General features: G+C 46.5%; 14 protein-coding genes. 6 read left to right on the plus strand and 8 right to left on the minus strand.

The window, feature by feature from the left end:
- Positions 1–250: 250 nt before the first annotated feature.
- Together V202x_RS10085 and V202x_RS10090 are read right to left on the minus strand one after the other, a co-directional pair.
- The gene (locus V202x_RS10085; RefSeq protein ID WP_145173845.1) at positions 251–490 is read right to left on the minus strand and encodes a hypothetical protein; all 240 of its coding nucleotides are present in this window, start codon (positions 488–490) and stop codon (positions 251–253) included.
- A 146-nt stretch (positions 491–636) separates the two neighbouring features.
- Complete coding sequence (locus tag V202x_RS10090) at positions 637–1,452, minus strand: polysaccharide lyase (RefSeq protein ID WP_145173848.1); 816 nt, start codon at positions 1,450–1,452, stop codon at positions 637–639.
- A 402-nt stretch (positions 1,453–1,854) separates the two neighbouring features.
- Between V202x_RS10090 and V202x_RS10095 the strand changes: the two genes are divergently transcribed.
- Positions 1,855–2,475, plus strand: a complete 621-nt coding sequence (locus V202x_RS10095; protein WP_145173851.1) for a sigma-70 family RNA polymerase sigma factor — start codon at positions 1,855–1,857, stop codon at positions 2,473–2,475.
- The gene (locus V202x_RS10100) at positions 2,468–6,181 is read left to right on the plus strand and encodes a protein kinase domain-containing protein (RefSeq protein ID WP_197993321.1); all 3,714 of its coding nucleotides are present in this window, start codon (positions 2,468–2,470) and stop codon (positions 6,179–6,181) included. The genes V202x_RS10095 and V202x_RS10100 overlap by 8 nt, the downstream gene beginning before the upstream one ends.
- Positions 6,182–6,237: 56 nt before the next feature.
- Here V202x_RS10100 and V202x_RS10105 read toward each other — a convergent pair whose 3' ends face one another.
- On the minus strand, positions 6,238–6,681 hold the full coding sequence (locus V202x_RS10105) for a hypothetical protein (RefSeq protein ID WP_145173859.1): 444 nt from the start codon (positions 6,679–6,681) through the stop codon (positions 6,238–6,240).
- Between the two features lie 242 nt (positions 6,682–6,923).
- On the opposite strand from V202x_RS10105, the gene V202x_RS10110 reads away from it, so the two are divergent.
- Positions 6,924–7,994 carry an alpha/beta hydrolase gene (locus tag V202x_RS10110; RefSeq protein ID WP_145173862.1) on the plus strand — a complete coding sequence of 357 codons (1,071 nt, stop codon included), beginning with the start codon at positions 6,924–6,926 and terminating at the stop codon, positions 7,992–7,994.
- Between the two features lie 101 nt (positions 7,995–8,095).
- Here the strand turns inward: V202x_RS10110 and V202x_RS10115 are convergent, their stop codons facing one another.
- The 3 genes from V202x_RS10115 to V202x_RS10125 all read right to left on the minus strand — a co-directional run bounded on the left by V202x_RS10115 (position 8,096) and on the right by V202x_RS10125 (position 10,869).
- A complete protein-coding gene (locus tag V202x_RS10115; RefSeq protein ID WP_145173865.1) occupies positions 8,096–8,680 on the minus strand; it encodes a hypothetical protein in 585 nt (194 codons plus the stop codon).
- A 70-nt stretch (positions 8,681–8,750) separates the two neighbouring features.
- Positions 8,751–9,170 (minus strand): hypothetical protein, encoded by a 420-nt coding sequence (locus tag V202x_RS10120; RefSeq protein WP_145173868.1) that lies wholly within the window; start codon positions 9,168–9,170, stop codon positions 8,751–8,753.
- Positions 9,160–10,869 (minus strand): hypothetical protein, encoded by a 1,710-nt coding sequence (locus V202x_RS10125; RefSeq protein ID WP_145173871.1) that lies wholly within the window; start codon positions 10,867–10,869, stop codon positions 9,160–9,162. The genes V202x_RS10120 and V202x_RS10125 overlap by 11 nt, the downstream gene beginning before the upstream one ends.
- A gap of 205 nt (positions 10,870–11,074) precedes the next feature.
- On the opposite strand from V202x_RS10125, the gene V202x_RS10130 reads away from it, so the two are divergent.
- From V202x_RS10130 to V202x_RS10140, 3 genes are all read left to right on the plus strand, one after another.
- Entirely contained in the window at positions 11,075–12,448 is a 1,374-nt protein-coding gene (locus V202x_RS10130; protein WP_145173874.1) for an MBL fold metallo-hydrolase, read from the plus strand.
- Positions 12,449–12,591: 143 nt separating this feature from the next.
- Positions 12,592–13,038 carry a Clp protease N-terminal domain-containing protein gene (locus V202x_RS10135; RefSeq protein ID WP_145173877.1) on the plus strand — a complete coding sequence of 149 codons (447 nt, stop codon included), beginning with the start codon at positions 12,592–12,594 and terminating at the stop codon, positions 13,036–13,038.
- A 69-nt stretch (positions 13,039–13,107) separates the two neighbouring features.
- On the plus strand, positions 13,108–14,250 hold the full coding sequence (locus V202x_RS10140; protein WP_145173880.1) for a leucine-rich repeat domain-containing protein: 1,143 nt from the start codon (positions 13,108–13,110) through the stop codon (positions 14,248–14,250).
- A gap of 183 nt (positions 14,251–14,433) precedes the next feature.
- On the opposite strand, the gene V202x_RS10145 is transcribed toward V202x_RS10140, so the two are convergent.
- Together V202x_RS10145 and V202x_RS10150 are read right to left on the minus strand one after the other, a co-directional pair.
- Positions 14,434–15,927 carry a purple acid phosphatase family protein gene (locus V202x_RS10145; protein WP_232098929.1) on the minus strand — a complete coding sequence of 498 codons (1,494 nt, stop codon included), beginning with the start codon at positions 15,925–15,927 and terminating at the stop codon, positions 14,434–14,436.
- A 127-nt stretch (positions 15,928–16,054) separates the two neighbouring features.
- Positions 16,055–17,533 (minus strand): HTTM domain-containing protein, encoded by a 1,479-nt coding sequence (locus V202x_RS10150; protein WP_145173883.1) that lies wholly within the window; start codon positions 17,531–17,533, stop codon positions 16,055–16,057.
- Positions 17,534–17,619 lie beyond the last annotated feature (86 nt).

Raw genomic sequence — 17,619 nt, forward strand, 5'->3', positions numbered from 1 at the left:
CACCCTCCCCCCCCATACCATTTCTCTATTCTTCATTCTCTAACTGTTTCAGAATCTCCAACGATTCTTTCTTAAGAATCGCGCCAGCTTGGATCGTTACATAGCACAAATAAAAGTGTCTGACACATTTATTATCCCCCGGTGGTTTGCTTCTGACACGACTGTTTTTGATTGCCACTCGAAAAGCATCTCCACCCCGCTTTCCTAGCACCATCGCTACTAGCATCACCTGTTAGTTGTGTTACTCATTTCAGCTATCGCTCTTTTTCTTGTTGCGTCGCTCCAGGTATTGTCCAGCCCACATGACCCCAAATATTCCGAAAAAAACAACAACACCAACAATCAATGCTCGAACAAAATCATGTGAACGATACAAGATAAATCCAAAAGCAATGATTCCCAGCAACGCACCGCCTGTAATCGGTGACATTTGCTTATTCAAAGCCGAATCTTTCGGATCATGGCGACTACTTTCTTTCTCTTCCGTCATTGCGTTAAATCCAATCAATTATTTTTTACCGTATTACTACATTACTACTTTGGTCCAAAGGAAAGCTCAAAAAGTTAGCCCTTCATACTAACTACCGGGCATTATCCAGGCAAAAACAACATGAATCAAGCCAATACAGACGATTGTTATTTATCTGAACGTTGTTTCGAATCAATACTTTGCATCGAGATGTCACTCAACAGTGTAAAGCTGGGGCGCCGTGGAGCCCACGATTTGTTGCTGCCTCCATAAAATGTCTCAAAGCGCAGACTGTCAACAAGAATCTCTCTCGTTGCCCGCCACTCCATGTCAGTGCGATTGACGACATGTCGGAATTTGCGGGTTGCGGGATCACCAATCCAGACGTCCAATGTTCCATTGGCGTGACCGGGCGTATTCATGCCGACTCTGAGCCGCACCAGCACGGACTTCCCTCGCTGAAAATGAACGTCAGAGGGAAAAGGAAAACTCTCCCCATATTTCCCTGGTTGGTTCATGTGATAAATATACGCTTCGCCGCGACCATTCGCACGCCACATGAGCCTGGCGGAAAATCCATTCGTTCCATTTGCCCGATTACCACCGGTCACAGACTTGGGGCCTCCACATAATCCGGGTAACTTGCCACCTTTGACCCAGTCGAAATCCTTGCTGAATTGAACCTTGTAATTCAGTTCCACGACTTCCGACGGCTGAATCGGCGAACGCCACCCGACCCCTCCCTTCTCAGGGCCAATTTCGCCTACTACATAATCCACCCGATACGCGGCTGCCCCATTGAACTTCACAATCGAAAGATGTCCCTCGCGGACACCATCTTCGTACTGACAACCGGGCCAATCTCGCTTCCATTTGCTCACCGTGTAAACGCCGAAATCGGGACGGATCTCGACCTGCTGAATTTCTTGTGCCAGCGCAGGTCGGACAAGCAGCAGCATCAGTAAAACAAAGGCAACACGCATACTCGTCCTCAGTAGATCATTTGGGGCAACGAAAAGGAGTCTGAAATCCATACTGTCTGCCCGATACTACTAAATGGGGTGTTGATATTTATAACAATATATTGACCGGTCATGACCGGGTGCTACTGTCGGGCAAGTATTTAGGCCAGAGACATGAGACACAACCGTTTGGATACATAGGTAACATTTTCTGATGTTATTTACAAGACGTTGCGAGCGCTCTGAGAGCGTAGCGAACACTGATGGAGTTGAAGACTGATTCGCCACCGAAGTTTGTCCATCCGCGATCAGTTTGAGAGTTCACAGGCATGCAGTGATGGATTCTTTGTAGATTTTGCTAAAATCGGTGTCAGATTCTACGAAGAAGTGGATTAGATATAATAGCCATAAAGGGAGGTTGTTGTGTCGAAGTTTCCAGAAACCATTGATAGCCTGATTGTTCGGGTTCGAGATCCCTCGAATCGAGCGGCGTGGGACCAGTTTGAACAGCTCTATCGGCCAGTCATCTTTCGAATTGCACGTGCGAAAGGGCTTCAGCATGCTGATGCGCTCGATCTGGTTCAACAGGTGCTGATATCCGTTGCCTCAGCAATCGATCGATTTGAGAAGCAAAACGGTGGAGTGCGGTTTCGGAACTGGCTCAGCCGAATTACACGGAACGCGATCCTAAAGGCACTCTCGCGGCGTCCAACCGACCGCGCGGCTGGCGGCTCTAACATTCTGGACGTTCTGTCAGAAGTGCCTGCAGCAGATAACGAAACCGATGCATTGATCAATCTTGAGTACCGCCGCGAATTATTTCAGCATGCAGCCGAGCAAGTCCGTTGTGAAGTACAAGAGTCGACATGGCTTGCGTTCGAGCTTACAGCTCTGCAGGAAACACCCATTGACCGCGTAGCCAAGGCGCTCGCGGTCTCAACCGGTAGTGTCTACGCGGCGCGCAGTCGTGTGATGCGGCGCATTCGAAATGCGGTCCTGCGGTTGGAAGAGTCAGAACCAGAAGAGGAGTCATTCCATGAATAAGACTGAGCAAACCTGTGACACTGACCGTATCGATGACTACCTTGAGGAACGACTGAGCGATTCGGCCCTGGTCAAGTTCGAAGAACATCTTAGCGATTGCAACTGGTGCCAGAGCGAACTTCAAGAACGTGCGGCTGAACCGGAAGTCTGGCGTGACGCTGTCGCGCTGCTGGGGAACGGTAGTAATGTATCAGCTTATTGCACTGATGAAGAGCGAAGCGATGGTCAACGGAAGCGGCATGTCCTCAGCATCCTCGACTCGCTGATGCCGACCGACGAACCGGAAATGCTCGGTCGCATCGGTGATTACGAAATTAGTGGCGTGGTGGGGGTCGGCGGCATGGGAACTGTTCTCAAGGGGTTCGACAAGTCGTTACGCCGCGTGGTGGCCATCAAAGTGATGGCTCCGCACCTGGCCGACAGCGGTTCGGCTCGAGCGCGATTCCAACGCGAAGCAAGGGCGGCAGCGGCGATCACTCACAACAATGTGATTGATACTTATGGAGTATCGGAAGCAAATGGCTTACCATATCTGGTGATGCCCTTCGCGCGCGGCCCATCGTTGCAAAAGCGAATTGACGAAAGTGGCCCGCTAACCGTACTTGAGATCGTCAGGATCGGACGCCAAATCGCGTCTGGATTGGCGGCGGCTCACGAACAGGGCCTGGTCCATCGAGATATCAAGCCGGCAAATATTCTGCTGAACGAGGGAATTGAGCGGCTTTGGATTACTGATTTCGGCGTGGCCCACGCAATGGATGATGCGTCAATGACCCAGACCGGCGTCATTGCTGGAACGCCGCAGTACATGTCTCCTGAACAAGCACGTGGTGAATCTGTTGATTATCGGAGTGACTTATTCAGCATGGGCAGCGTTCTCTACACCGCTTGCACCGGGCGGCCGCCGTTTCGCTCAGAAGCGGCTTATGGCATTCTCCGTCGAATTACAGACACGGACCCGCGACCAATTCGTGAACTCAATCCGGACATCCCGGAATGGTTATGCCGCGTCATTGAACGACTCATGGCGAAACATCCAGCTGATCGTTTCCAAAATGCGGGAGAAGTGGCTGAATTGCTCGAAGGTTGTTTGGCCCACTTGCAGCAGCCAACTCAAGTTGAGCTTCCCCAATGTGTCGCGTTGCCGAAGCGACCGGACGAAACTGTCTTTCAGCAAAACAAAGGACGAGCACGACAAAGCAATGGAGCGGCTCAACCGCGTTCGTTACGAATTCAACGCACCGGAGTTTGGCTATTAGTCTCTTTAATGGTGCTCGGTGGACTGGGATTCGTTGCCTTACAACTGACGGAACCGGCGGAAATTGCTGGAGATTGGACTGGAGAGAACTGGAAGAACGTGTCCTTGTCAGCGGTGGAAGAGGCAAATGACTGGTACACTGGATCGTTTACGGATACGAAGGGCCGTCGCGGCGCGTTACAGCTTGAGTGGTCCCGCCTGCAAAGTCGCTACAACGGTCGCTGGAAAGTGGGCAACGAACAGGCGGGTTCAATTACGCTGCGAGTCCGTGGTGGCAAACTTCGGGGAGCTGTTTCGGTCGATCCCGACTCAAAAGTTGCTTCGAACTTGCCTCGCTTGCGCGAGTTTTCGTGGCAGCGTGTTCCTGCTGGAACGGTGAGAGCTGAAGACTCACCGCGCGTGGAAAAGCTGCCGGGGCGGCCCACATCCATTGAATCACCTATCAAAGGCCGTATCGTCCGTTGGGGTAATGGCATCTATGAAAACGCTCGCGTTAAGAAGGGAGCTCTCATTGCAGAAATTGCAAACAGCGACCCGAAATATCTTGATCGGATTAAAGAACAGATGGCTGCGTCAAGACTGCAAACGGACGCCGCTCAAGCCTTAGTGCAGGCGAACGAACGAAACCTGGAGACTGCGAATATCAACGTTGATGCGCTCGAATCGCAATTGAAGGCCTATGAGAAGGTAAAACTTCAGCTTCTAGCAGCGGCGGACGCGGCCATTGATTTCGCAAAAGACAAAGTTGAAGCAAAAAAAGCGGAGCTTACCAAATTCGAGGCAGCGCTGAAGGAGGCTCAGTCTGAATTTAATCGACAGAAAAAATTATTCGATCAAAAAACTATCTCGCAATTGAAATTCGAGGAGGTAAAGCGAAAGCTCAATGTAGCGAATACAAAGGTCGAACAAACGACGGCTCAGGTTCAATCAGCGGAAAACGACTTGGTTACAAGACAGAATGATCGGAATGTAAAGGAGTCAAAAGCACAAGTCGATGTCGTCCAAGTGACTTCACAACTGAAAAAGGCACAAGGCGAAGTGGTGAACGCTGAAAGTGAGGTTGCAAAAGCAAAGATAGAATTGGCGAAGGCTCAGAAGGCAACTCTTGATTTGAAGACCAAATTGTCGAGAGAAACGAAGCAGATGATCTACGCACCGTTTGATGGATTCGTAACCCATATTACCAGCAATACACTGTTAAAAGAAGGCGACGTGATATGCGTGATGTGGCCGAACAGAGTTCAACAGGCAGCAAGAGTGATAGAAGACAGTTCCGCCGACGTAGTTCCTGCAGAGCAACGATCCTCGTTATCCTCCCTTTTCCGGCCTGACAGTGTCGCTGGGATTTCAAAATTTTCAGGGCTGCCGGGCAGGCTTATCACAGAAACGTTTGGACCTGCCTCTGCTCTCAGACGGCGTTTCCGTGAGACCCGAACCAGCCTACAGACTGCAGAGAAAAATCTGGCAGCATTGCAGACACGCATAAAAACTGCAGAGAAAGAGTTGGCTGACAGAGAGATGCAACTTTCGAAGACCAAAACGGATGATCCAAACGCGGTTCGGAAGCTTGAGCAATCTGTATTGGCAAAGCGGGAGGCGCTCGGCACACTGCAGTCGAAGTCGAATGAGCTGAAAGCCTCTATCGCCAATCTCAAAGAGAACTTAAACGCAGCCGAGGCTGAGAGCGCTACTGCCATCGCGATCCTCAAGACACAAATTGAAGCAGCTAAAAAACTCCACAGTTCGCAGACCGACCTGACCAGTATGCTGAAACATCGCGTCCAGCAAGGGTTTTCAGAGCCCGGCGACCTTCCGAAGGCCGAACAGGCTGAGGCGACAACTGCAGTAGAAATCCGCCAATTGGAGGTACTGCTCAATTACTACACGAACCTGGAAAAGGAAGACCTTTCCACAGCCGAGAACGAGAGAATCACTCTCCTTGAGATCCTTAAATTGCAAGTCGAGGCGGCAAAGAAACGTCACCACTTCCAGTCCGAACAGAACAAACGTACGAAACATCGTTTTGAACAAGGTAACGCGATAGTCGACGATGTTCTCAAAGCAGAGCAGGCTGTGGCGAGTGTTGCAGCGGAAGTCCATCAGCTCGAAGCACTACTCGAATATTACGGGCGCTTTGGTAAGACCAACGCTCAGCAAAACGCCCCATGGGAGGCGGTGCTAGACAACAACGATGTGCTGATTCGGCCAAAAACCAATAAGGAACGGCTGGCAACCATCGAGGTCCTGTCTGCGCGACTCAAAGCGGCAACAGCGAAACTTGAACAAGCACAACAAGAGCTTGAACGTCAGAAGCATTTATTCGAAAAAAGCATCATATCTGCAGCAAAGTTCGACGCGGCGAAAACCGCGGTTACCGAGTTGGAGGCCGCAGTCAAAGAGCTTAACATTAAGATTGACTATTACAAATCCGGACGATTTGAAAAATGAAGCTTGAGACAAGTTGGCAGTGAGCATGTGCTTTTGATGCCGTGTATTGAGTCGAGTCAATCAAACGAATATCCGGCAAAGAAAACTTCATTGGGTTGACCATCCTCATAAAGGATGATGTAGACGCCCTGGCCACGTTCGACGTCTTCCAGGAAATCCATATTCTGTTCAATCATTGCACGTGTCGGTTGAGTCGTACCGTATAGATTTTGAAGCACATCATCATCAAGCGGCGCGACAGCGCAGAAATCAGGATAATCAGAGACATGATCGAGATCGAGAATGGAACGAGTACCATCTTCAGCTGCGTCTTCCATAATCTCGTCGATGGATAAGTGCTGCGCACCCGGCGATGGCGAATTTGGTCCGGGCGGGAAATTCGGAAATGGAATCACTGGATTGTAACGTCCGGCATTAAATTCACGTTCTCGGAGGGTCTGAAGTGCGTCATCAACATCACCTTCGTATTTTTCAAAGTACCAATACGGATGCGAGCCCATGATGTTTCCCTTGCTGTAAAAATTGTGATTAAGCCCAAAATGAGAGTACCACTCAAACTAAACCCCTTTTCAGTCTGCAATCCGTCGTTTGCCCCCATTCGAACTGGTTCACAAATCATGAGCGGTTTCTGGAAAAAACTTCATCCTTGATTCGGGGTATCTATCTGAAATAGAATCATGTTGCGGAAAATAATCAAGTTCAATGATGACACAAATCTCAAAACAGAAAACGAGTCATAGAAATGATGCACATTCCCACTGTTCCGTTTGGCTTACGAATCCTCGTTTTATGTAGTGCAGTATTGCTGTTTCAACCTGTGTGGGCTGCAGATGAAAAACCGCAGGCCGGCGAACGTCTGCAGAAATTATTGAAGCGATTTCCGGGGGCCGACAAAAACAAAGATGGCATCCTCACGCGCGCCGAAGCGATAGAATACCGCAACAAGATCAGAGGCGCGCAGGCCAATGGGGTCAAGCCGACGTTGGGAGATGTGAAATACGGCGATCACGCGCGGAACGTGCTCGACTTCTATCAAGCGAAGTCCGACCAGCCGACACCGCTGGTGATCTACATTCATGGCGGCGGTTTTGTAGGCGGCAGCAAACGAGTGAATCCCCGACAGCTTCAGCTGTTCCTGGATGCCGGCATCAGTGTTGCCGCGATTCACTACCGCTTTATTAATGGTAAAGATATTTTGCTTCCGGAGCCGCAGCGCGACGGAGCGCGGGCCGTTCAGTTTCTGCGCAGCAAAGCGAAGGAATGGAACATCGATCCTAAACGGGTTGCCTGTTACGGCGGTTCTGCCGGGGCCGGGATTTCGATGTGGATTGGTTTTCATGATGACCTCGCCGATCCAAAAAGTGACGATCCCGTCGAACGCGAATCGACGCGTATTCAGGCTATCGGCACCTTTGGCGGCCAAAGCACCTATGATCCGATCAAGATCAAAGCGCTGATCGGCGGACGGGCCTGGGAACATCCCTCAATCTTCAAAGCCTACGGCGTCGAGACCGCAGAAGAGGCATTGCACCCCACACCGGAAAAACAGAAACGGTACGATGAGTCCTCAGCGATCACCCACCTGACAAAAGAGGATCCGCCATTGTACATGGTCTATAATGAAGCCGATGGCCCCCTGCCCGAGAACGCACGGCCCGGCCAGGGTATTCATCACCCCAACTTCGGCCGCGATCTGGTCAAAAAAATGAATGAACTACAAATCGAAAACGTGTTCGTCTACAAACCCAAAGACCGCGACCCTAACCGCGAAATGCTGGAATTCTTCCAAAAACAGTTCGCGAAAGTGAAATAGTGATCTTTTAATTTAGAACTGGCAAGAGGCTAAAGAGATAAAGAGAGCAAATAGAAAAAATTGAGGTTTGCTACAGGGGGTAGCCCATAGATCATCCATGGCTAATTGGCAACTTCCATATTACGCATAATCTCATCGACTTCAAAGGATGATTTGGTATCAATATTCCAGATTCCATTCCAGCCGAAACGATGCCATGCGGTCTTGTCTTTGACGACGAAATCGACTTCCAGTTTTGACTGATCACGATCCAACACGATGTAGCCATTTAGACAATCAAGGGTTTTGTCTGGAACGAGCGCGTTGTCATAGTAAATTGCTGAAGCCGTCGATGTGCTGTAAACATCGCCGCGATATGGAAACCGCATGAGAATGCGCGACAGGCGGACAGCGCCCGAAACATGTTTTTCACCATAGAAAAGGAACAGGATATCCGTTGATTTTTCAGTCTCAGCCAGCATCACAGCCATTCCGTTTTGTGATCGCAGTTTGATTTCTTCCGGAAGGTCTAAGGTCGATGCTGGAAGATGTGATTTTGATTCTGCAGGTAATTTGGCGATAGTATTTAGGTATGAGCCGTGAGAATCGGGGATAGGAGGTGTACTCTGTTGTAATGCGCCGATGAAGTAACCGATGAATCCGACGAAAACTGTAATGACTATCATGGCGATTAATTTTAGTTTCATCGTAATATACTACTTCGCCATAACGGAATAGAAAAAGAGGTCTGCTTTTTTAAACACAAGTTGGTGCCTGTTATGTTGGTGCTTGTGAGTTAGAAATGGATTTGCTTCCACTGGGTGAAAGACTATCAGCACGATCAACGATCTGTCGTAAGGTTTCTTCAGCACTTGGATCGTTTTTCCAGATCTCGTAAGCGACATGCAGGGCAATCTGCATTGAGGGTTGAGTTTCATATGAACTCACCAACCTGGTTAATTCGTCCTGATCATAATTCGCGTGTTGTAATTCTTCCTGCGCGTTGGCAAATTCCACACTGTTTTTCGTTTCATCAATAAATTCGTTGATGACCTTCTCTACGACGGGCATCATTCCAGGAATTGCCTGTAGCATATAGTGGTTCCGGCACCCCTGAATATCACCAAGCGTTTTTTTCAATCTGACTCTAATCTGTCCTGCTTCGCCTTCGACAAAGTCGTTTTCACTATGCATCATGATCGTTCATTCTCCCGGATGTGTGTGATAATGTTCTGGAAATCCGTTTCAAAATTTCTTGAAGTCGGTCCGATTGTATTTCTGCTGAATATAATTTATCAAAAGCTCGTTTTGATGAAAGACGAATTGCCTCTTTTTGATTGCGCAGGATCTCAGTCGCAGCAGAGATTTGCACAGATTGACCACTACATATATGCGATAACTTCTGCGTGACATTCTCAGAACAGAGAGTGACTGCGTTGACATGAGAGATTAATTCGACGCCAACTCGAAATTCCGGTTGATACAGCTCAATCACGGGGTGTAACAGCTGTTGATCCTGTCCCAGCGAAGATTTATTAAACAGAAATCCATGAAATCTTGCGATGAGTTCCGCCAGGAGATCTTGAAAAGAGCGTTTCAACATCTCCTGGCGTAGCGTTTGAGTGTCATTAGAAACGTTAAATGAAAGCAGGCCTATAAATTCTTTTCCGCAATCCAGCAACAAAACATAAGCCAAGAACGCTTGGATACGGCACAAAGTAGACGCAGAGCACCTCATTCCCAACAATGGTTCAAGATAAAGGTCATCGACAATTGGTGATTGCTCCCCTCGCAATTGTAAGGCAATTTTTTCTTTCTGTTCTTTGGGAATGTTCCATTCATCACTAAGGATAAAATCAAAAATTTTTGAATTGATCATTGCAATCAGGGCTTCGCCGAGATGGCATTCGCTTGAGGTACTGAGCGTTTGAATTTGATGGAGAAATGTGGTTAAGGATTTCAGTTGCCTGAGTTGGTTCACACGTTTGATCTTTGTTTCAGAGCGAAAATCAGCGCTGAAAATTCCCTGTCGTCTATCTTGACTCTCTTTCTCAATCTGAGAAATTATTGCTGTATTTTGATATGTGCCAAAAACTTTGGCGTGAGGATCGATTAATGCCCAGCGAGCAGGACTGATTTGAAACAGTAATCCCATATGAAACATAGGAGGCCGTACACGATCAATTTCAGGACGTGAAACAATAAATTGTAAGAAAGAAATCAGTTCTGGTTTCAGTTTGACGTTGTGTCTCTCGGCGTGCCTGAGAATAGATCTTGCTACGCGACCATCGTGCTTGATTGCAATTTCTGAACTGGGAACCAACGGAGTTGCTCCCAAAACAGTTGCATTAGCGAGTCTAGCAAAAGCAAGCATCATCAAAGCACGCCCCAGACAATTGGGATTTCCATGTTTAGTGAATTGCCGCGCGAAAATTCGGTTACAGGATTGATTCGAAAGGTCGTCCCAAATGTGTTCCAGTAATTCTTTTTGAGAACGAACAGGCTGTGTCTGAGTTAATAAAGATTGATAAAGTTGGTCACAGATTTCATGTCGTCTGTCATGGGAACGACTTGCATACTCAGATGCCAGTTTTTTGAGGTGGGGATCAAGCAATTCTGCCGTGTTTTGTATTGCGCGTTGTCCAAGTCTGCTTAACTCGAAAATCACTTTTCGTGATTCTTCATCATGACATAGGTAGCGAGTTCTGAGTTGATGCCATTCGTTTTGGGAAGCGATTTGAAATTCGAGAAGTTCAGAATTGTTGAGAGTCGTTCGTTTCAGACAAAATGAGAGGATACGATCAAAATCGGATTTGTGATTGCATTCATTGTATGCAGTTGTCAAAGGGACCATCCCGGCACACTGTTTATCTTGATAAATTTTCTGTTTTTTCATATCTGCAGATGACTTGCTATAACGATTCTATCCCAATGCAATTTTTATTTTTTTAATGTGATTTCCACCAAATATCATACAAAATTTGCTGATATCAAATCTAAATGGTATCTGATCAGTTTGTATATTGTGTCCCATAGCAACATCATATACAAACAAAGATGAGCAGGCGAATAATAAGTATTTTTTACAGAGAAGAAACGTAATGAGCGATCTGTTAGCATACCGCGAATTCAAGCTGGGAGTGCCTATCTGGGACATTTCTGATGATGATTGTGATTCTCCCTTGATAAGAACACTCTTCACCATTCTTTCGGTGACTCCGCTCAAAACTTCACTGCTGAATAATTACGACTCGTTCTATGACTATTCAGCCGCTCGGTACAATGGTGATCCTAACGCTCGATGCGGTCGTGGGGACGTCCTCATTTTCGTCAGTGATACAGACGACAATTCGTTCATTGCTATCGATATGTTCGAGGAAGCCACAGACTCAATGAATCTAATCGGAATAGAAATTTGTGCCCCACAGACTTGCGCGGACGAGATCGCAGGCATAATGCAATCAATCAGGTCGTCTGCAGAAGTTTCTACAGCCTTGTTGGATGGCAACCTTGGACTGCGAGAAGATCTTGCGATTGATAATTTCCCAAGACTTGTCCCAAATCATGACACTGAAGTATTGCAACATGCTCAAGTCTATCGAGGCGGAAGTTTGATTCATGCAACAAAACGGATCGGAGATGTCAATCAGGCTGAATTTGAAACCAACCTCGCTGGGAGCAGCCTGGTGACTGAAGACTCTATAAGACAAAAGGCTCAAATAATTGGCACTCAGATATTCCAGGTTACCGATGCGATTTGGTGTATTCGTCGACCATCATACCAAAACTGCTCGTATCTCGTCCTGACGTCAAAAGGGCCAGTGCTCATCGACGCCGGAATGGCATCAGACGGTCGAGATATTGACCTCGCACTTGCCAAACTGAATCTGTCTCATTCTGACATTCGTGCGATTCTTCTCACACATTGGCACAACGATCATGCTGCTGGCGCGGCAGAAATACAAGCCCGTTCCGGAGCCCCAGTCTATTGCCACGTACTCGACAAACCAAATTTCACGCGAGTGACTTCCCACAACGGTTTCCGTGGATGGCTCGCCAATCACATTCCAGAGTGGGGTATCTTCGTCTTGTTCATTGGACTACTTGGCGAAGCGGTGCCCAGAGCAGTTGAGTCACCAGAAGTTGTATGTGACCGTGACACAATTCTCGAAGACTTCACGGTTATCGAAACTCCCGGACATACTCCCGGCCACATCAGCTTCTATTACGCCCCTGAAAAGGTGCTCTTCGCTGGTGATGCACTCGCCGTGATTGGTGAGCGTGTCCGATTCATGGCACGTCCAGTTACACCAGATCATGAAGCTGCACGCGATTCAATGATTCGATGCCTGTCCATGGATATCGAGGTACTTTGTCCGGGCCATCGCCATCCCCTGACCCAAAATTGTCAGCAAAGATGTGACGAAATGCTACAATATATCAAAAGCGGCGGACGATGGCCGATTCTCGGTTGAATAACTATAATAACTAAAAAGGGGTCAGACCCCCATAATGTCTGTCAACTTACAAACAGGAAGCGGATCGATACTGACTCAAACCGATCTTTGATCTAAACCTGAATCGATCCTCGAGTGAACCATTAAAGCGGAGATGAACTGTGTATGAACGATTTACCAACCGAGCAAAAAAAGTGATAAACTTAGCGATCCAGGAAGGCAAACTGTTCAATCACGAACACCTTGGTACCGAGCACCTTTTGTTAGGCTTGAGTAAAGAGGGGGGAGGAGTCGCTGCCAACGTTCTTGAACACTGTTTTAATCTTAGTTTTCGTCGTATCCATCTGGATGTGAAAAAAAAAGTACCATCGGCGCCTGAATTAGTCACGATGAGCGAGCTGCCTCAAACAGCGCATGCGAAAAAAGCAATCGAAAACGCGTGGGAAGAAGCTCAACTTCTTAGCCACAATTACGTGGGAACTGAGCATTTACTCTTGGGGCTTTTGCGGGTAGAAGAAGGTTTGGCAATCAAAATTTTAGAGGACCGTGGCCTGAGGATTAAAGACATTCGGGCTGAAGTATTGAACATCCTCGGTCATGGCCTCTAATTGATTAAAAGCTCAATAATTTTTTTCGGTCCCTACCCTTTTTGTCTTTCCAAATTCGGAACGTCAAAGATGATTCAACAAAAACCAACTCAAAAGCCAGTCAGCCGATTTCGCTGGATCCGACGATTCAGCGTGCTGATGGTCTTGCTGTGTCTGGTTGTATATTCCATTTCAGTTTTCATGAATTCGCGGGCGATTCAGAAACTGGAAGCGATTGATGGGTCGATTCGCTACTCGACCAAGCCTGGCATGCTACTGGCACTGATCCCCAGAATGTGGTGTTCCCGAATTTCGGAGACTGTGGGATATCAACGACTCATTCCATTTCAAATTGTGACAGAAATTAATTGTAGTTCTACCAAAATCACTGATGACGATCTTGACTTGTTGTGTGAATTTAAAGACCTGGAGGCTCTCGATCTTGGAGAAACAGAAATCAGTGATGTCGGGCTGATCAAGCTCAAAGGACTTTCAAACCTAAAGGAGCTTCGTCTTGCTGATACCAAAGTCTCAGACGCTGGTTTGGTTCATCTCCAAGAACTTACGAATTTCATTGAACTTAATCTTTCTGGAACAGAAGTCAGCAACACGGGATTGATTCACTTAAAAAAAATGAAGCAGTTGAATTCACTCTACCTGGTAAATACCGGAGTGAGCGATCAGGGTCTGGTTCTCCTCAAACAATTTGTTTCACTGAAAAATCTTGGTCTTGGTAATACTCAAGTGAGTGATGCGGGTTTGGCTTACTTGCAGGGGCTTACGAAATTGCAATACCTCGATTTGTCTGGTACAAAAATTACGGACGCCGGCCTGTTCCATGTACGAGAATTAAAAAGCATACTCAGCCTCTTTTTAAACGATACCCAAATCACTGATGCCGGCATGGTTTATCTGGAAGGATTGAAAGAACTTTACTGGCTGAATTTAGATCATACCCGGGTAGGTGATGCAGGGATCGTTCATTTACAAAATCTGAAAAACATTGAAAATCTCTATCTCAACAACACACGGATTACCGATGCCGGACTGGTCCACTTACAGGGGCTTTCAGAACTACAATGGCTTGCCATCGAGAACACGGGGGTCAGTGATGCCGGGTTGAGGCACCTGCAAGGTCTCACAAATCTATTTACTATTGAGTACAATGAAACACAGATCACCGAAGCGGGAATCAAACACCTTCGCGAATCTTCACCGAACTTATCTGATTAGATCATCGAAACAAAGATCCAATGAAGATGACAGTAAAGGATCTACCCCCTAAGGGTTAGTAAAGTGGTCAAGCCCCTATCCCAAGTCTCATCACACTTGTCTCAGCATGGCCAAAGAAAACGAATCTGGTATTGAGCAGGTACAAAATAGAGACTGTTCGATACGAATCTACCAGGAAAAATCTTAGTTATCTTTTTGAGTGACCTTTGAAGAAGGCGCCTGGTCATGAAATAAATTTTTTCCAGATTTATCTTTGTTGATCGTAAATTGGTCGTAGAGTTCTCCTGTTGCCGTTTTAGCCTGATAAATCAATCGATCCTGCTCAATTGTGATTACCTGATACAGTTGCGTATTTTTGGCACGTCGTCGGTGTGGATTCGACTTCAGGGTCTCTTCGGGATATTGTTTTAAATCATACATCTTAGGACCGCTGACGGAGACAACATAAACTGGCCCGCCAGATTGATCGGCCACACGCAACCCAGTTGCTACATTCTCTTCTGTCACAAGTTTCCGACTCAGCTGAAGGTCAATCGGCCCGGAACGACCATAGCTATGGTCGTGTCCCTGGAGAACCAGATCAACATTGTATTTTTGATAAAGCAGTTGCCAGGTATCTCTGAGTTCAGGATTGTCACGTCTTTTACTCGAAGAGTAGATTGGATGATGATGTGTTAGAATTGTCCAACGATTTGGGTTGTCTTTCAGAACTTTCTCCAGCCATTCTGTTTGAGTATTCGGTTCCAAATTGGAATCGAGTCCGATAATCCGCACACCTTGAACGTCAACATAATATACATTTTCTGTCGATCCTTTGGGGCCATTTTCAGGAAATTCAAATCGCTGGCTCCATCTTCTACTGAGTGTTTTGGGTATATCGCGATATTCAACTCCAGCTCCTGCCGAAATTCGATCTCGGTCATATTCATGATTACCGGGAATCGCAAGCTGAGGGATTGTTGAAAATATCCAACTCCCTGCATGAAACCATTCACCCCATTCGTGATCGTTGTTTCCTCGATTCACCAAGTCCCCTGCGTGTAACATGAACGTCATTCTTGGGGCATCACGAAATGATTCCCGTATGAGACGTGACCAATGACTCTTAATATCATTTTGAGCGTCTCCGACATAAACAAACCGAACTGGTTTTACAACCTTCCCCTGAGACTTTTGAGCAGTACGAAAATGGATCCATTCACTCCATGCATAATCTGTAGTAGCAGTTTCAACACTGGATCGATCTTCTTTAGAGAGTTCCGTTGTTCTTCGACTTCCAACTCGGTAAGCATACAACGTTCCTGGTTGTAGTCCTTTGAATGTCACTGCGTGCATATGAACCGTTCCGAGGTTCGTCTTCAACGGTGAAGTTTCTCCTTTAAACAATTTTGCATTCAAGACAAATTTTGGACCAGAATCTGCAATCGCAACCTCTGCCACGGCATCTGCTCCCGACTTTGTTCGCCAGGTAACTGAAAAAGATGTGGAAGGATCTCCCTTCCATGAGGCCAGGATTCGATCAGGGACATCGGTTGCAACAGATAATGTCGGCTCCACAACCATCCCTTCATAAGAACGTTTATGTCCAAATGTGGTTTTGTTCTGACCTTGAGCAAACGTTGAAGATGAGAAACAGACTAGAGACAAGATACAACAAATGTTTAAGAAATTTTGCACAGATTAATTCCCCGAATGTTGAGTTTTGTATTAACTAATTGGTTTGAATTATTTTCAGCAAACAGCATTTTTTCATTTATTTAGCATGATAGCTCGTTATACGTTTTTAAAAATGCAACATCAATGATTAATGACTTCTTTCAGGAGTTCGTTGGATTGAAGTCAATCGCATTCCAGGAGGGATATCAAGGTCAAGCATTCTTTCCCATCGATCAAGTGGTTCGTTCCAAACGGTTTCAGGTAGTCTTTCCTTAAGAGGTATTACCCAGGGTTGAGATGTCCAGACTCGATCAACGGCAGCGTAATTCAACTTGGGGTCCATTAAAAGTTGAGGTTTTCGACCGTTAAGTGAGGCGATGTTTAACACATAAATTTCCAACTCTGTGTTTTGATATTCACGATAATGATCACGCACATAATGGACGAATTCTAAAACCATATCTGGGTCTTTACCCATACGGCTGAGTTGGCGAGAGTTTAGAAATTCTTCCACTTTGATCAGACCGTGCTGGTTCGTTGCAGGATTATAGGCATAAAAACGAATACCCACATTTTTTTCTCGTAACATCATGTGCCAGGCAAAATGATGGCCTTCTTCATTCCAGCTGACATTACCTGGATACAGAAAGTGACGGAAAGGAAAGATCAGTTGCCAGGAAATATAGACACAAAGCGTGACAACAGTCATTTGTTGTCCCCAGGTAAATCGATCTTGTTTAAGCTGTAAAGGAATCTGTAGTTTTTTAAGATGAGCTACTTTGCGAAAACTTTCGGGAGGGAAAAAAATCAGAGTGGCACCGATCATCATCCAGGGGAAAACACCAATTTCCCACAAGAGCGCGTTCGTCAAATGAAATGTGACTGAGACAATGTAAGCAAAAATTCGAGTACGACGCCATAACAGTGCGGGAACAATCAGAAGATCGAAAATCAGTCCCCCGTAAGCAAATATCCAAGGCATCCAGTCTCCCGCCAGATACGGACCAAGCAAAGGCGCATCGGTACGCCGTTTGATCCACATACTAATTGGCTGTGTCAAAAGCCAATCGTAGTTTAATTTTGCAAGTCCACCATAGAAATAGGGAATTGCAAGCTGTAGACGCAGTAACCACAGTGTCCACTGTGGTACGACTTGAGTCCCTCTGATTCCCCAGAACAATCGATCGAGTGAAAAGGCACGATGAGCGGGCAGAAATACCATGATCCCGCTAATCAGACAAATCAAATAACAATGATTCTGGTAAAGCGACTTTTCGAGTAAGAAGACGAAGGAATACCCCAGAAAGAAAGTAAGTGCACTGAGTCGATAAAATAGCCCCAGCGAAATTCCCACTGTCGCAATGATGAGAACTGCAAAGTGTATATGCATTCCAATTCCAGGCCAGGGTTGTATCCAACTCCAACCGGGATATGAGAAATGAAAGTCGGGATCAATATAAAAAAACTGAACCCAACGGTCTCTTGTCATCGACCAGATGTGATACAACATGATCAGGCCGTAGAAGATGCGGAAGAAGACCAGCGGTGCGATATCAATCGGACGAAACGACCATCGGCAAAGTGCCTCTAGCTTATTCGATAATTTAAAGAATTGCTTTTCTTTCATCTCTTTTTCAGTTTTAATTTTAATCCTGGAGCCGAATTCATGGCTATCTATATCGTGTACGGTTATGCCAGCGATTCTCTACATGA

This window comes from Gimesia aquarii, from assembly GCF_007748175.1.
In the GTDB taxonomy this organism is placed as follows: domain Bacteria; phylum Planctomycetota; class Planctomycetia; order Planctomycetales; family Planctomycetaceae; genus Gimesia; species Gimesia aquarii_A.

Excerpts from the sequence above, each read along its gene's own strand:
- V202x_RS10105 (WP_145173859.1), bottom strand. The coding sequence starts at position 6,681 with ATGGGCTCGCATCCGTATTGGTACTTTGAAAAATACGAAGGTGATGTT.
- V202x_RS10090 (WP_145173848.1), bottom strand. The coding sequence starts at position 1,452 with ATGCGTGTTGCCTTTGTTTTACTGATGCTGCTGCTTGTCCGACCTGCG.
- V202x_RS10140 (WP_145173880.1), top strand. The coding sequence starts at position 13,108 with ATGATTCAACAAAAACCAACTCAAAAGCCAGTCAGCCGATTTCGCTGG.
- V202x_RS10110 (WP_145173862.1), top strand. The coding sequence starts at position 6,924 with ATGATGCACATTCCCACTGTTCCGTTTGGCTTACGAATCCTCGTTTTA.
- V202x_RS10115 (WP_145173865.1), bottom strand. The coding sequence starts at position 8,680 with ATGAAACTAAAATTAATCGCCATGATAGTCATTACAGTTTTCGTCGGA.
- V202x_RS10150 (WP_145173883.1), bottom strand. The coding sequence starts at position 17,533 with ATGAAAGAAAAGCAATTCTTTAAATTATCGAATAAGCTAGAGGCACTT.
- V202x_RS10130 (WP_145173874.1), top strand. The coding sequence starts at position 11,075 with ATGAGCGATCTGTTAGCATACCGCGAATTCAAGCTGGGAGTGCCTATC.
- V202x_RS10120 (WP_145173868.1), bottom strand. The coding sequence starts at position 9,170 with ATGATGCATAGTGAAAACGACTTTGTCGAAGGCGAAGCAGGACAGATT.
- V202x_RS10100 (WP_197993321.1), top strand. The coding sequence starts at position 2,468 with ATGAATAAGACTGAGCAAACCTGTGACACTGACCGTATCGATGACTAC.
- V202x_RS10085 (WP_145173845.1), bottom strand. The coding sequence starts at position 490 with ATGACGGAAGAGAAAGAAAGTAGTCGCCATGATCCGAAAGATTCGGCT.
- V202x_RS10125 (WP_145173871.1), bottom strand. The coding sequence starts at position 10,869 with ATGAAAAAACAGAAAATTTATCAAGATAAACAGTGTGCCGGGATGGTC.